Genomic DNA, 13,888 nt, shown 5'->3' with positions numbered 1-13,888 from the left:
AGACTTTAGATGATGATTTTAGCTGGCGGATATCAGCAGGTGCTAATGCTTATTTATCCAAAGAATACGCTCCCAAGTCAACCCTACAGCCTCATCATAGCTTCTATCGCTCTGTGATCCATCAAGAAAGCAACTAACTCCAACCCTGTCCCCAAAGCATAACCCAAGCGTGACTATGTTATTTGCTTTTGCTAAATTACCCCATCATCAACAGGCAGATAATCTGGGAATTTATTTAGTTTATAAGTAGGATAGCAACAATTAACTTTAATTAAGAATTAAGAATAGCAAATATACTTTTGGCAAAAGTACCTGACTTTTCACGGGATCTAGAAAACCTCTGTTTCAATCTCTCTTTTACAAGGAGAAGCCACGGCGTTGGGAAGCCAGCGCCAGAAGAGGGGAGCCACTCTTGTTGCACCTGGCGTTGTTTCCCCCTTTTCTCGACTGGTGTCGGGTTTCTCGACCTGAAGCAACTGCCGTCGATGCCGACAGCCAAGCATGTGGGGTTCCAGACTTGGAATTATCCCCCTTAGAGCGTCGGAAAGGGGGTTACGAGGTTAGGTTAATCGTTAGCTTTTCCAGATGAGGTGAAAAGTCAGAAGGGTGTCAGCCAGCCCGCTACCAACTCATTGGCTTATTCTTTGTCGTTAATTGCAACTTGGGGGACTCCCATGCTGTAGTTGGTAACACGGGCAGAGAGATTGTAGCTGAGTTCGCCGAGTTGCAGGAGCGATCGCAGATAATGCTCTAAGTCTGACCCGACACGGCGTAAGTTATATTCTGTGAGGTCTGCGCCACTAGATGCTTCTACTAGTTCATCAAATTTTCGGTAAACCTTTTGCAGCGCATCTTCATTCCAGTTAAATTCGTTATCTGGGTCAATATCTAACGTTAAGACCTGTTGACTAGGAATTAGTTCGCCATCCCGGTCAATTTCACCTGCAAAAATGCGGACATGCCGGGTTGTAGACTTGAGTAGCATCGGGTTATCCATAAAAGGGTGCAAGATTTGGGTGGATTACACTGAAATTATTGTAGACGTTATATCTGAGCTTGAATGCTCTCAATTTACAAGCTTTGAGAGCAGTTTCAAAAGAGTATATTGAATGGACATAAGTAAAAATATCACCTGTACTGATTAGCTTGCTACTTCTATTAGGAGTTGAAGTCCGATTTAGCAGCTAGTACTGACAGTAGTCCAATTATTTTTCTCTAAAAATTACTGGATAAAGTATTTTTGTTTGGTGTACTAATCTTACCTACTGCTAAAATTTTTCTACTCATCAAGCCCAAAAGCCAGTAAGGTAAGGCACTTGGCAGGAATAATTTGATCTGTGTACGTTTTTTTATGGAGAATATAAATTTTACTTTAATAATTATGCTCATTAATTTCTCTGAAATTTTCTATTGAAGAAAAAGTACATCAAGTAATTTTACGTAATAGCGCTACATCGACCTCTGGCTTTAATAAATTCCAAAAAGTTAAGCAGTTTTACTTACGTATAAACACCAAAATTAAAGTAACAAGTCAAACTGTTGTTGACGTTAACATAAAGTTGATGTAAAAAGCTTTAAAAAGGTCGAACAACTTCTTACAGAAACTTTATTGTGTAGAATCTTAAAAACTGAATAATAGTTATGGCTTACCATAAGCTATATCTGGCACAGTCACATCAAAATCTAGACAGTGAAAATCTACCTTGAAGATAGAACACAGGAGAGTGAAATGGGATACAAAGGTGATTGATGAAGAAAAATTCTTAATTGAAGCAGTTTGGATTCAAAAAAGATATAAAGAATTTTGCTGGACATCTACCTCCTTAGCCTCATGACCACCAAGTAAAGGAATCTCAATAGCTATGAACTCCAAAGCATTACCACGCCAGATAAGTAATCTCGAAGTAGGTGTTTATGAGTGCGAAATACATCTCAAATTCCGGTTGATTGAGGAAAAGAGTCTATTGGGCGATCGCGAACAACTCTTACAGGTGCTACTTGATGCCTTGACCGAGGGTTCTGACGACTTTTTAGAGACGCTGCAAGCGTCCGTTAAAGCGCAGGAAGTGTCTGAGTTCAAAGCCTCACCTCAAATGCGACGCCAGCTAATGCGCTTGCGTAATGCTGCTGAAAATCCACAAACTTAATAGTGGCAAAACGTGAATTGGGTATCAAATCAAATGTTGATCCCATACCTCCGTTGCAATAGAAACTGAGCAGCAAGTAGAATTGCTAAAATACTGTGATTTCTACTTTGTGAAAGTCTTATTTAGCAACCCAAAATCCCAGGAACAGTTTCCTCGACTAAAAACTTTGTAGCAAAGGGTACTGGTAGAATCTGAGAGCAAATTCAGCCGGGTGCATTTTACCGAGTTTTTATCAAAACATTGCAGCAAGAAAAAAACCCCTGTGTCTTTACAGATGGGGAATTAAAAAACAGGCGCAAATCAAATGAAAACCTAAAAGACCAAAGTAAAAATAAATAACCTTTCTTTTAGCTTTTTACTTTAGCTCAGTGCCTGATTTGATAAAATACTTATGTTTTATCTATTACTGGTAATAGGTCATGGTTTAGCAGCCAGTTACCTGTTACCAATTACCCAGAAGCAGGGGGACAAAGGGACAAAAAGAAAATAACCAATGCCCAATGCCTATTTAGCAAGACCGTGTTCTAGGGCAAAACGAACTAACTCTGTACGGCTACTGGTGCCAGTTTTACTAAATAAACGGCTGACGTACTTTTCTACATTGCGGACGCTGGTTTCCAACCGACGGGCGATTTCTTTGTTCATCAACCCTTCAGCGACCAAGTTCAAAACACTTTGTTCTCTGGGAGTCAAATCAATTTTGAAAGGGGCTGGCGATTGGGAAATGGCATTTCTTTGAGTTAACAATGCCTTAATTTGGGCAATCTGATTCGCTAGTTCAGCAAGATCGGGGGTTTCAGCGTCATCTCCGGTACTTGCTCCCTTAGCGGCGCGGCGGGCTAGCAAATTTTCAACTATAGCCACCAGTTCATCTGGATCGAAGGGTTTGGGAAGATAGGCATCAACACCAGCATGATAGCCTTGGATGCGATCGCCTGTCATACCTTTAGCAGTTAAAAATACTACCGGGAGTGCTTGGAAGCGAGGGTCTTCTCGCAGTTGCTTAAGGAACTGATAGCCATCTACCTGAGGCATCATCACATCGGAAATCACTAAATCAGGTGTATTCAGCTGCATCCATTCCCAACCTTCAAGGGCGTTACTGGCGACTTGAACGTTGAAACCGCTCTCTTGTAAATAGTCTTTCACGGCTTCCCGTATCCCTGGTTCATCATCCACCAGTAACAATTGTGCTGACATTTAAAATTTCCTTGAGTTTTCCTTTTTCCAATTTAGCGAAAGTTGACAGTCATTGAACAAAAGGGATAAGGGAAAAACCCATTGCTTCTTAACGGCAGTAAAAAGAGCCAAGATACCTCCGCTCCGGTTTTGCGCTAAATCCCCGTTTGAAACTGTCTTTAATTACTAATTAAGCGACTTCCAACAAATAAATTAGCCAATCTTGTCCCAGCCTTGTGGGGTATTTTTTTATTTGGAAGTCCCTAATGTCTTCTCTACCAGACGTTTTGCATAGCTTGCTTCCCCATAGGTACGCAGCCAAGCGCGAGTATTCGTCCCTTCCGCGTCTCGTAGAGAGCATTATTACCAATTACGAATTTTTTGAAATAACCCTTACCACTGAGGATTTGCCATAATTAATTCTTCTGCTGCCGAGCTATTTAATGGAACTGAGAAAAAATATCCCTGGCCATATTCACATCTCAACTTTTTTAGAAGTGCTAATTGCTCTTTTGTCTCTACTCCTTCCGCAACCACATTCACACCTAGCTTGTGTGCCAATGTGACAATTATCTCAATAATTTCTAAATTCATACTACTAGTGCCGATTGAACTGATAAAAGAACGGTCAATCTTCAACATACTAATCGGAAAGTTATAAAGATGACCTAATGAGGAGTAGCCTGTACCAAAGTCATCAATTGATAACTCAATGCCCATCTCTCGAAGTTGTAAGAGTGTGGCAGCTGCCTTATTGCTATTTTCCATAATTACGTTTTCAGTAATATCTACCAATAGAGTGTCAGCGTCCAGACCAGTTGAGTGCAAAATTTGCCCAATCTGCTCAATCAAATTCGGCTGGTAAAATTGCTTGAGGGAGAGATTGACACTGATTTTCTCTAGGAAGTTAGAATCATGGGATACCCGCCAAGCTTGCGTTTGGCGACAGGCTTCATGCAAGGCCCAGTTGCCAATGGAGAAAATTAGTCCAGTTTCTTCTGCCAGGGGAATAAAATCTGCTGGATTAAGCAGACCACGTTCTGGATGCTGCCAACGCAACAAAGCTTCAAAACCTAAAATAGAGCCATTAGTCAGCGAAACAATCGGTTGGTAATAAACCCGAAACTCAACGCGTTCAATTGCTCGGCGCAAATCGGACTCTAACTGTAATCTCGCCAGAGCATTAGCATACATATCTGAGTTGAATAGCTCATAACGCGCTCTTCCTAGCACCTTAGCTCGGTACATTGCTGTATCAGCATCCCTTAAAAGGTCTTGTGGATTTTCATAGCCTACTATCGAACTCAAGGCGATACCAATACTTGCCGTTATGAACACTTGTTGTCCGCCAAGCTCAAAGGGTAACGCTAGTTCCTGTTGAATCCGTTCAGCGACTATGATGGCATCTGATACATCTTGGATTCCCTCAAGCAGGATTGTAAATTCGTCTCCCCCAAGCCGTGCGGCTGTATCTATGGAGCGTACACATAGTTTTAGCCTACTTGCAGTCGTAAGCAGTAATTGGTCTCCATTTAAGTGTCCAAGACTGTCATTGATCACTTTAAATCGATCCAGGTCGATAAACATTACAGCAAATAGATAATCTGAATGCCGTTTTGAATAATTGAGCGCATGTGTTAGGCGGTTCATAAATACAGTGCGGTTTGGCAGACCCGTCAGTGCATCGTGAAAGGCAAGGTGCAGCAGTTGTGATTCGGCTCGTTTACGCTCTGTAATTTCATTCTGCAATTTCCGATTTGCTTTTAGCAATTCTTCTGTCCGTTCCGCCACCCGTATTTCTAACTTACCGTAAGCTTGGTGCAACATTTCTTCAGCTTGTTTGCGTTCACTGATATTGCACAGCAGCCAACGCCAGCCAAGCTGTTTTCCCTCAAGGTCGTATACCGCAGACGCTTTCACACTAGCAGGGAAAGGCGTTCCTCGCCGTGGTTGTAGGTTAATTTCCCAGTTCAGTAGCTGCTGCAAATTGTTTATCTGAGAGCTAAAGGACTGGTGGTCTTCTTGAGCAATAAAGACAATTAATGGTTTACCTACTAGATACTTTTGCTGAACACCGAGCAAGGTTGCTGCTGCATGGTTAGCTTCTTGGATTGTCCCGGCACTATCAGTTACCAAGTAACCATCTGGAGCGAACTCAAACAAATCTTGGTAACGTTGGCGCTCTTTCTCTACTGCCGCTCGTGTTTCCTCTAACTCCTGGGAGGCTATCAATAGTTCTTCCATTGCAATGTTGAGTTTCTCGAAAGCCTCCATTACGATCTCTTCTTGGGAGTTCGGCTTAGTTGCATTCCATTGCAATAGTCCCTCTACCTGTAAGCGCAATTTCTCAATCTGTTGGCTAAATCCATCCACGTTCATATTGCTCAACTCATAAAATTATGAAGCCTAGCTGTGAATGAAGAGGGCAAAGGAAGCACATCCCATGCCTTGTTCAAGGCTCCAGACCCTATTGAGCAGGCAAGGAGTCGGTTACTTCCAAGAAGTCACGCGTCTGTCGGCTTAGAGAAATCAAGCTTAAAACTTAATCTATGACATTATATTTGCTGTGTCTATTTTTTAAATACTTCTTAAGATATATTTACTTTTGTGAGTTACAGAAAGAATAAGGGTTTCAGTCATACAGAACGGGAGCATTCCCATGCAAGCAAAAATAAATGCCGAAGGACTAGAAGGCTAGGCGGACGAGAGTTTGTCAGCCAGCGATCAGGGGCATTTTGCACTCCCTACAGAACTGACTGCTCATATTCCAGCCCCCTAATATTGTTACAGAAAATCAATTATCTTAGCATTCTCTGGCAGCTTAGTGTCTCGTTGCCCAGCAGCACGCGCCCTAGCTGTGAACAAACCAATGGGAGTATTTAATAAATCTACAAGGGTGGCTTGACCCCCGATAGCCTTCTTAATATCCCTTGGTATTTCCTTCAATAACCAACGTACTAGGCGATAGCCGTATTCTTTGGGTGTCATCTCTCGCATCAAATCGACACCGTGGAGTTCGTGTAGATAGCGATTTGAGCGTCCATAGCGCCGCCATTGACTTTGCAGTTCTTGAAGTGTAGCGCGGTGGCGGTGCTGAACGATCGCATTCGGGGCAAATTCCAAACGCCCGATGTTTTCCCCCAAAATCCGCCAGCAAATATCAGCATCGCCACCAGTGGTAAGATAGGGACGAAATAAACCCGCTTTTTCTAAGTCAATGCGTCGAATCGCCAAATTAGCCGTTTGACCATAGGGACGAAAGGAATGGCCGAGGGTATGCTTTTGCGACAAAGTTTCTTGACGGTCTGCGTGTTGTTCTAGCAGAGTTGTGCCTGGTAGTGCCAAAATTTCACCAGCGACAATTACCACTTCTTTATTGACAAAAGGCGGAATTAATGCATCTAACCATTGCGGTTGTGGGCGACAATCAGCATCGGTAAAAACGATAATTTCACCCCTAGCGGCGCGAATCCCAGTATTACGAGCAGCATAGGAGCTTTGAATTTGGTTTTCGCTCAAGGGGTGAATTGTAATTGGGCAATTTTCGGCAGATATTTTCAGAATCGCAAGAGTGCGATCGCTACTATTATTGTCCACCAACAAGTACTCTACCCGGTCTTTTGGGTAAGTTTGAGACAACAGACAATTGAGCAAATCTGGTAAATCCGCCTCACCGTTATAAATAGGAATAACCACCGACACCATTGGTAAAAAGCTGGTGGCGGTGGTTGCATCAACTGGCTGATGATTCATAAATCTGAGATTTTGGTTTGGGATTACTAGCTAGTATTCCCAAACCAAAATCCTGGAACGGTAATAAGCTGTTCCACATTTAAGAAAGCATATCTTGGGCGCTCGTGTCGCCCACCCCAGAAGAAATGTACAATTTCAGATTATGCAAACTAGATGTGGTTTAGCTTATCAAGCAGTTTTTATAACTCCATAAATCTGGATTTGGGAATACTACTATAGCGTTTCTCGTTTATATGCAATACACTCTCACCTCTGTTTTAAAAGGAGAGAGGCTTTGAATCTTACTCCCCTTCCCTTTTCGGGAAGGGGTTGGGGGTTAGGTCTATATTGCACTCAACTGCAAATTGCTATATATAAACACCTGGCAACAAATCACTCACCTAAAATTTTAGGTTAACAGCGCGGCTCATAGGTCGAGTGGGTTGATTTGCCGGCGGTTGGGCAAAGTTGTTATTTGATAGAATTGCGATCGCACGGGCATATTGTGGATCACTCTTGGTTCCGATTAAATCTGGATTAGAAGCCAACTGACGCTCTTGTGTCTCTGTCAAGTCTAACTTGATATCTGGCGTGATCCCTTTATGGTTAATATCCGTTCCCGCAGGGGTGTAGTAATGGGCAATGGTGACAGCCAAGCCGGAACCATCTCCCAGTTCATGAACTGACTGTACTAATGCCTTACCAAAGGTTTGACCACCAACGACTACCGCCCGCTTATTATCCTTAAGTGCCCCTGTGAGGATTTCGCTAGCACTAGCTGAATTACCATCTACTAAGACTGCCAAAGGACGATTTGTCAGAGCAGTGCGATTGGCTTTAGTGACTTCACTGCCGCCCACACGGTCTACTGTCTTAACAATTCCGCCGTCATTATACCACATCCGGGCAATTTCAATGCTTGCCTGTAACAACCCGCCAGGATTTCCCCGCAAATCCAAGACATAAGAATCAACTTTCTTACTGTTCAAATCGCGGATGGCTCGTTGCATTTGGTCTGCGGCGTGAGCGCTAAATTCCCGTAAACGGATATAGCCAACGCGGCGATTCCCTTCTTGTCTTAGGGTATAACGGACTGTAGGCACTTCGATGCTTGCTCTGGTCAGCTTCAGATCAAAAGCATTTTGTCCTGTTCGTCCCAGTCGTAGCTTGATGGGAGTACCCGCTTTGCCACGAATTAGCTTGGAAGCGTCATCCACTTTCATTTTGAGAGTGGGTTTGCCGTCAATTGCCAAAATTTCATCGCCTGCTTTGATCCCAGCTTTCAGTGCGGGAGAATTTTCTATGGCTTCAACAACAGTCAGCCTCTGAGTTTTTTGGTTCACTTCCATCCGAATGCCAATACCAGAGACTTCCCCAGATGTTTGGCTAGTCAGGGCTTCAAACTGTTTGGGGTCCATGAACCGAGTATAAGGATCTCCCAACTTTTGTAAAGCTTCGCGGATGGCAGTATAAGCTTCTTCACGAGAAGAATAGTCTTTGCTCAACAGGCTTTGTCTGGTTGCTTGCCAATCTTGTTGATTAAATTTAGCATCAACATATTCGTGATTCACCACTTGCCAAACTTGGTCAACTATCGCTTTCGGGCTGTCTTGTAGCGCTAGAGCAGCACGGACATCACGAGTCCAAGCCGGGCCGAACACAGACATAGTAGCAGTAGTGGCGATCGCTCCACCAATCAAGGCTACTTGGAGCGGCGAGTAACTTTTTGTAGATCGGTTCATGTATTATATCAGTTGGAATAATTGTGTTCTTGACAGTTTAACAATCAGGGTTTCCAGAAAATTTTAAGTTTTTATACCCCAAACTCAGCTATGCTCCCTTGATCATTTTTTTGGTTAAATAATGCCGAAAATACTCGATTATTAACAACCATTTCTCAGTTTGTTAGCCTTCTCCGGAAGGCTATACTGAACATGTGACACTTTGACCAGCGTCATGTTTGCACTTCTTGATTACTTTTATAAGATAGCACTTTGATCACTCAATTGCAGCACTGTTAGATAGCTATTAAATCAGGTTTTTTTACCTAAGTCATGAAACGCAAATTTACCATCAAATCATTAATCTTTATTAAAATAAAATTGGCTAATCTGTGGCAATTGTTACAAAAACTAACTGGTGGATTGTACCTTATTCTGGGTGCTTGGCTGATTTTCACTACTATAACCTTAGTTTTTGCTTATTCGCAGCCAGTAGATGCCTTCTTTGTGCTTGGTGGCAGCATTCGTCGAGAAATTTATGTTGCCCAACAAGCAAAACAATATCCGCAAATCCCAATTTTAATTTCTCATGGTTCCCCAGATCCCTGTATACGGTTAATTTTTCAGGCGGAATTAGCATTAGAAAACGTTTGGTTAGAAAAGTGCGCCAATTCTACCTTTGAAAATTTTTATTATGGTATCCCGATTCTGCGACGTTGGGGAGTGCATAAAGTCATGTTGATTACCTCGCCAAGTCACTTACCCAGAGCCAAATGGATGGCACAGATTCTTTTCGGCGCTCATGGTATTTGGGTAGAGACAGAGATTGTTCAGGAGTTGGGTGTTCCTGGTAATCGTGAATCTTGGACTAAAACTGGATTAGATGTAACACGCAGCTTATTTTGGGCGATTTTAAGTCAAATTATTCAACCGCAATGCTCAAATGTGACAAGACTTACCGAAGTAGATATGCAAGCTTGGGAGAATCGAGGTTTTCATTGTGAACACCAAGGGGGGTTGGAGAAATAAGTTACTCGTAATGCGTCCACATGCGAATTATCTTGACTACTTGCTCGGATTCGATGACCTCATATACCAACCGATGCTGTATATTTATCCTACGAGAATAAGCACCTGATAAGTCACCAACCAGCTTTTCATAAGGTGGAGGATTTTGAAAAGGATTGTCTTGAAGGACTGCGAGTAATTCCTCGGCCTTTTCCTTTAAGTTACTAAAAGCTAATTTCTTTGCGTCTTTTTGCGCTTGTTTTGTGTAAATCAACCTCCAACTCGCACCTTCGGGGTTTGGAAGTGGCTCCTCAGACGTTGGCTGACTCACCAATCCAACTCCCCATCACATTCTTGGATCGGGGTTGCTAGTCCTTCTTTGATAGATTCTCGCATTCCAGGGATAGATAATAAGTAAAGAGTCTCCTGAATTGCAGACCAATCTTTTTCCGCAAGCAGAATCGCATTACCGCGATCGCCTCGAATGATCACAGGTTTACCCTGCTCTGCAACTTGGTCGATGATCTCTTGTAAATTATTTTGAGCTTCGTTAACGGGAAGCGAAGACATCATACTTTTTTGGCTCACGATAACTTTAATTTGCTTTACTCATGCTACAAAAAATCACTTTGTTTTTTTTTGTAGCATGATAACCGTGTCATCATGCTAATTATGATAATATCATTTAAGGATAAAGGAACCGAAGATATTTTTGATGGTAATGACTCAAAGGAAGCTCGAAAGCAATGTCCTATATACTGTTGGGAAGTTGCACGTAGAAAATTAGATCAACTTAATGCAGCGTTATCTCTAGATGACATTAAAGTTCCACCGGGTAAGAGGTTAGAAGTACTAAAAGGCGCTCGTAAAGGTCAGCATAGTATTCGGATTAATGACCAATATCGAATTTGCTTTATATGGACACTCCAGGGTGCATCAGAAGTTGAAATAGTCGATTACCATTAGGAGATAACAACAAATGAGAGTTCCAAAGTATAGACCCCCATCACATCCAGGTGAAATATTACTTAAAGATTTTCTAGACCCAATGGGAATAACTCAAAGAGAACTTGCAGATGCACTTCACGTTCCTTATCAGCGAATAAATGAGCTTGTAAATCAAAAGCGAGGTATTACACCTAGTACGGCAATCAGGTTATCAAAATTTTTTGGAAATAGCTCAGAGTTTTGGTTAAATCTCCAACAAAATTGGGAACTTTACCACGTTCTCAAGGAAGAAGAAGAGGAACTAAAAAGTATTTTGCAATTCCGAATCACGAAGTAGCGATCGCCTGGAAAATTAAACGATATATTTGCATAAAAGAATCGCAATTGGGCGTAGTTTAAGAACATCTCACTTTTATAAAAATAATTTAGCGATCATTCTGCACGAAATGGGACACTTAGCAGACTTCATCTCAAGCTATAGTGAATTTGGTTATTCGGCTGCTATCAAGGGTTGTAGTCCATGTAACTCGAATACTTCAACCCAACCCAATCTCCATGTTCAGTAAGACCAAACTTGTACCCATATCCAACATCCCAAAAGCAAAACATATATCGTTGAATTTGTTGGAAATTGTTACGCATGAATTGGGTAACAGGTTTTTCTGATGAACCTCCATCATACTCCTCCTTGAAATAGTAAGGATCGTCATCAAACATCTTTCCTGCTTTTAGGGCAAGTTCGATTGCGATCGCTTCCTCAGAAGACATTGTGCAAAAAATTTGGTGGTTGTAGATGACGTAATCGTAATACCCGTAACACTCTATCGGCTTTAACTTTACTAGCACCTTACTGATTTTTTCATGTATGTCTCGTGCAACTGGCTTCGTCGATTGACAGGCAGTTAATGAAGCAAGTTCTGGATGGAAAGAGTTCGTGTATCGATCCCAAACCTGATCAGGAACCGTCGGTGCAAGGCAGATCCACTCTAAATCTAAAGTTTGACCAACGATGATAAAAATCTTAAATTCTTGTCCCTCAAAAACGTTAAGGCTCCGATTAATGCTGCAAAGACTGTAGGCTTTAAGGTTTTGTAAGCTGCTTTTGAGAAAATAAGCTAGAGCGTTGTAGTACTGGTTTTGCTCTGATTGCAAATAAGGACTCCAGGAATCACCTTTGCGCTCACGCCGAGAAGAGGCGTACTTGTATCCAGGATACTCTTTTGGGTCTGTTGGCATCCCCCGACGTGCTATCCCTTTCCATGTTGCGATGTCTAGGACGGGCTACGCCTACGCTTGGTCGAAATCAGTAGTTTGAACAAAGCCTTCTGACAATAATAAATTCCAGCAATTCAATTCTCCCCTATTCTCTGTATTCCAGACAAACGGCTGACGATTTTCTGTATAATTTCTAAGCCGACTAATAAGGTTTTGCGTTTCTGGGTGCATAAATCATCCAGGTGTAAATTTGTGCATTAACAAGCACCTTTTAGTGTATGGCATGTTGCTAGACATCGCTGCTGCTGATTGCATCCAAGGGATAATTAATGCAAAAGTTCCCAATCTTGCAGCATTAAAATAGCATCTCTATACAAAGACAAATCCACCTGGTTAACTTCTATTCCCTCTCCGATTCCTTGTAGAAGAGTAATTGTTAATTGTCCTCCCAAGTGTTCACGGAACTCGGTAAGCCCCCTAAATAGACAATGCGGATGGTCTAGTTGATCTAATTGCTCTGTCAGTGCCGATACGTACAAGGTAAAGCCTAATTTATTGAGTGTAGTTATAACCCTTTGCCAATCTGATTGTAAGAGTTGCCCTGTTAAATATGAATAGGTTGTGTCCAAAGCGATGCCGATCGCAACAGCTTCACCATGACGTAGGCTGTAATTAGTTAAATGCTCTAGTTTATGAGCAGCCCAGTGTCCAAAATCCAAAGGACGTGATGAACCCATTTCAAAGGGATCGCCACTACCAGCAATATGCTCTAAGTGCAACTGAGAACAACGATAGATCAGTCTTTCCATTATGTCCATGTCTCGATTAGCCAATTTATCGGCATTAGTCATAATGAAATTGAAGAAATCTGCATCTTTAATCAGCGCTACTTTCACCGCTTCTGCAATACCCGATCGCCAATCTCGATCATCAAGGCTAGTGAGAAAATCAAAGTCATTCAAGACAGCATAAGGGGGCATGAATGTACCCAAAAAGTTTTTCTTACCGAAGGCATTGATTCCGTTCTTTACCCCTACACCCGAATCGTTTTGCCCTAATACTGTTGTCGGTACTCGTAGCAGCCGAATTCCTCGGTGAGCCGTTGTTGCTGCGTATCCTGCCATGTCTAGGACGGCTCCGCCTCCAATTGCTAAGATGTAGGAGTGACGACACAATCCAGATGCATTAATCTGCTGATGAATTTGCTCTATAAATCTAGAATCGTTCTTGACTGCTTCTCCACCGGGAACTACTATCGGCTCACCAGTTAGTGTTAGTACATCTTCATAACATTGAGCATAGGCTGATAATTTTTTTAGCAACCCATCCTGATACTGTAAAAATCCTGCATCTACCACTGCTAGTACTTGTTTTGGGGTTGTCTCCCTATCTGCGGCGATCGCTTGTGCGAGTAAAGGATTATCTAACTCAAACAGACCTCTAGTGAAGTGAACATCATAATTGAAATCCACGCGAACACATTGGTTAATTGGTTGTAGATTAAGAGCGGTTTTTTGTTGTATAGCCATTGGAATATTATTAGTTTTTAAGTAACTCTAAATAAGCGCATTACGGCAATTTGAATTAACAGTAAAATTTACCAGAAAAATCCATTTAAAACTTCATTATTAAAATGGTTTAGTAGACAAATTCTAGATAGTAAATAAATCATACTAAAGTACTTGACCCTAGTAGATAAAGTTGAGAATAACATTAAATTACAATTTTTATTGATGACTAGGCTTTATCGTAAATTAAAGGGTTTAAGTCCCCAACCATTACACGTAGCGCAAACTCCCCTCAGTTTCAGCCTGGGTTTAAATCTCCGTCTAAAAATGTCTTTAATGCAAGAATTTTGAATGCGTGAATTTTGAATTGTTAAATCTGAGGTTGGCAATGGAGATCATTATTACATAAAATTCTAATTTTTTTCCGTAA

At 41.8% G+C, this 13,888-nt stretch carries 13 protein-coding genes; 4 read left to right on the top strand and 9 right to left on the bottom strand.

What is annotated here, in order from left to right:
• Positions 1 to 637: 637 nt before the first annotated feature.
• On the bottom strand, positions 638 to 997 hold the full coding sequence (gene ndhM, locus HWQ23_RS32555) for an NAD(P)H-quinone oxidoreductase subunit M (protein ID WP_292837896.1): 360 nt from the start codon (positions 995 to 997) through the stop codon (positions 638 to 640).
• 865 nt (positions 998 to 1,862) lie between these two features.
• Here ndhM and HWQ23_RS32550 point away from each other — a divergent pair.
• Positions 1,863 to 2,147, top strand: a complete 285-nt coding sequence (locus HWQ23_RS32550) for an Npun_R1517 family heterocyst differentiation transcriptional regulator (RefSeq protein WP_292837894.1) — start codon at positions 1,863 to 1,865, stop codon at positions 2,145 to 2,147.
• 504 nt (positions 2,148 to 2,651) lie between these two features.
• On the opposite strand, the gene HWQ23_RS32545 is transcribed toward HWQ23_RS32550, so the two are convergent.
• From HWQ23_RS32545 to ctpB, 4 genes are all read right to left on the bottom strand, one after another.
• Positions 2,652 to 3,347: a response regulator transcription factor gene (locus tag HWQ23_RS32545; RefSeq protein WP_292837892.1), complete on the bottom strand. Its 696-nt coding sequence runs from the start codon at positions 3,345 to 3,347 to the stop codon at positions 2,652 to 2,654.
• A 372-nt stretch (positions 3,348 to 3,719) separates the two neighbouring features.
• Complete coding sequence (locus HWQ23_RS32540; RefSeq protein WP_292837890.1) at positions 3,720 to 5,705, bottom strand: putative bifunctional diguanylate cyclase/phosphodiesterase; 1,986 nt, start codon at positions 5,703 to 5,705, stop codon at positions 3,720 to 3,722.
• Positions 5,706 to 6,110: 405 nt separating this feature from the next.
• A complete protein-coding gene (locus HWQ23_RS32535) occupies positions 6,111 to 7,079 on the bottom strand; it encodes a glycosyltransferase family 2 protein (RefSeq protein WP_292837888.1) in 969 nt (322 codons plus the stop codon).
• A 380-nt stretch (positions 7,080 to 7,459) separates the two neighbouring features.
• Entirely contained in the window at positions 7,460 to 8,800 is a 1,341-nt protein-coding gene (gene ctpB / locus HWQ23_RS32530; protein WP_292837886.1) for a carboxyl-terminal processing protease CtpB, read from the bottom strand.
• 312 nt (positions 8,801 to 9,112) lie between these two features.
• Here ctpB and HWQ23_RS32525 point away from each other — a divergent pair, with 312 nt between their 5' ends.
• Positions 9,113 to 9,808 carry a YdcF family protein gene (locus tag HWQ23_RS32525; RefSeq protein WP_292837884.1) on the top strand — a complete coding sequence of 232 codons (696 nt, stop codon included), beginning with the start codon at positions 9,113 to 9,115 and terminating at the stop codon, positions 9,806 to 9,808.
• 1 nt (position 9,809) lies between these two features.
• Here HWQ23_RS32525 and HWQ23_RS32520 read toward each other — a convergent pair whose 3' ends face one another.
• Both HWQ23_RS32520 and HWQ23_RS32515 read right to left on the bottom strand, forming a co-directional pair.
• The gene (locus tag HWQ23_RS32520) at positions 9,810 to 10,118 is read right to left on the bottom strand and encodes a Txe/YoeB family addiction module toxin (protein ID WP_292837882.1); all 309 of its coding nucleotides are present in this window, start codon (positions 10,116 to 10,118) and stop codon (positions 9,810 to 9,812) included.
• Positions 10,115 to 10,360: a type II toxin-antitoxin system Phd/YefM family antitoxin gene (locus HWQ23_RS32515; protein WP_292837880.1), complete on the bottom strand. Its 246-nt coding sequence runs from the start codon at positions 10,358 to 10,360 to the stop codon at positions 10,115 to 10,117. Before HWQ23_RS32515 ends, HWQ23_RS32520 begins: the two co-directional genes overlap by 4 nt.
• A 99-nt stretch (positions 10,361 to 10,459) precedes the next feature.
• Between HWQ23_RS32515 and HWQ23_RS32510 the strand changes: the two genes are divergently transcribed.
• Both HWQ23_RS32510 and HWQ23_RS32505 read left to right on the top strand, forming a co-directional pair.
• Positions 10,460 to 10,753: a type II toxin-antitoxin system RelE/ParE family toxin gene (locus tag HWQ23_RS32510; protein WP_292837878.1), complete on the top strand. Its 294-nt coding sequence runs from the start codon at positions 10,460 to 10,462 to the stop codon at positions 10,751 to 10,753.
• A 13-nt stretch (positions 10,754 to 10,766) separates the two neighbouring features.
• Positions 10,767 to 11,072: a HigA family addiction module antitoxin gene (locus HWQ23_RS32505; protein ID WP_292837876.1), complete on the top strand. Its 306-nt coding sequence runs from the start codon at positions 10,767 to 10,769 to the stop codon at positions 11,070 to 11,072.
• A 167-nt stretch (positions 11,073 to 11,239) separates the two neighbouring features.
• On the opposite strand, the gene HWQ23_RS32500 is transcribed toward HWQ23_RS32505, so the two are convergent.
• A complete protein-coding gene (locus tag HWQ23_RS32500; protein ID WP_292837874.1) occupies positions 11,240 to 11,971 on the bottom strand; it encodes a hypothetical protein in 732 nt (243 codons plus the stop codon).
• Between the two features lie 305 nt (positions 11,972 to 12,276).
• A complete protein-coding gene (locus tag HWQ23_RS32495) occupies positions 12,277 to 13,479 on the bottom strand; it encodes a 3-dehydroquinate synthase (RefSeq protein ID WP_292837872.1) in 1,203 nt (400 codons plus the stop codon).
• Positions 13,480 to 13,888 lie beyond the last annotated feature (409 nt).

Origin of the sequence: Nostoc sp. JL33 (genome assembly GCF_017114985.1) — a bacterium.
GTDB lineage: Bacteria > Cyanobacteriota > Cyanobacteriia > Cyanobacteriales > Nostocaceae > Nostoc.
The sequence above is the reverse complement of the archived record's forward strand: the minus strand, read 5'-3'. Positions and strand labels throughout refer to the sequence as shown.

Excerpts from the sequence above, each read along its gene's own strand:
- HWQ23_RS32510 (WP_292837878.1), top strand. The coding sequence starts at position 10,460 with ATGATAATATCATTTAAGGATAAAGGAACCGAAGATATTTTTGATGGT.
- HWQ23_RS32495 (WP_292837872.1), bottom strand. The coding sequence starts at position 13,479 with ATGGCTATACAACAAAAAACCGCTCTTAATCTACAACCAATTAACCAA.
- HWQ23_RS32525 (WP_292837884.1), top strand. The coding sequence starts at position 9,113 with ATGAAACGCAAATTTACCATCAAATCATTAATCTTTATTAAAATAAAA.
- HWQ23_RS32545 (WP_292837892.1), bottom strand. The coding sequence starts at position 3,347 with ATGTCAGCACAATTGTTACTGGTGGATGATGAACCAGGGATACGGGAA.
- HWQ23_RS32500 (WP_292837874.1), bottom strand. The coding sequence starts at position 11,971 with ATGCCAACAGACCCAAAAGAGTATCCTGGATACAAGTACGCCTCTTCT.
- HWQ23_RS32550 (WP_292837894.1), top strand. The coding sequence starts at position 1,863 with ATGAACTCCAAAGCATTACCACGCCAGATAAGTAATCTCGAAGTAGGT.
- HWQ23_RS32540 (WP_292837890.1), bottom strand. The coding sequence starts at position 5,705 with ATGAACGTGGATGGATTTAGCCAACAGATTGAGAAATTGCGCTTACAG.
- HWQ23_RS32535 (WP_292837888.1), bottom strand. The coding sequence starts at position 7,079 with ATGAATCATCAGCCAGTTGATGCAACCACCGCCACCAGCTTTTTACCA.
- ctpB (WP_292837886.1), bottom strand. The coding sequence starts at position 8,800 with ATGAACCGATCTACAAAAAGTTACTCGCCGCTCCAAGTAGCCTTGATT.
- ndhM (WP_292837896.1), bottom strand. The coding sequence starts at position 997 with ATGGATAACCCGATGCTACTCAAGTCTACAACCCGGCATGTCCGCATT.
- HWQ23_RS32515 (WP_292837880.1), bottom strand. The coding sequence starts at position 10,360 with ATGATGTCTTCGCTTCCCGTTAACGAAGCTCAAAATAATTTACAAGAG.
- HWQ23_RS32505 (WP_292837876.1), top strand. The coding sequence starts at position 10,767 with ATGAGAGTTCCAAAGTATAGACCCCCATCACATCCAGGTGAAATATTA.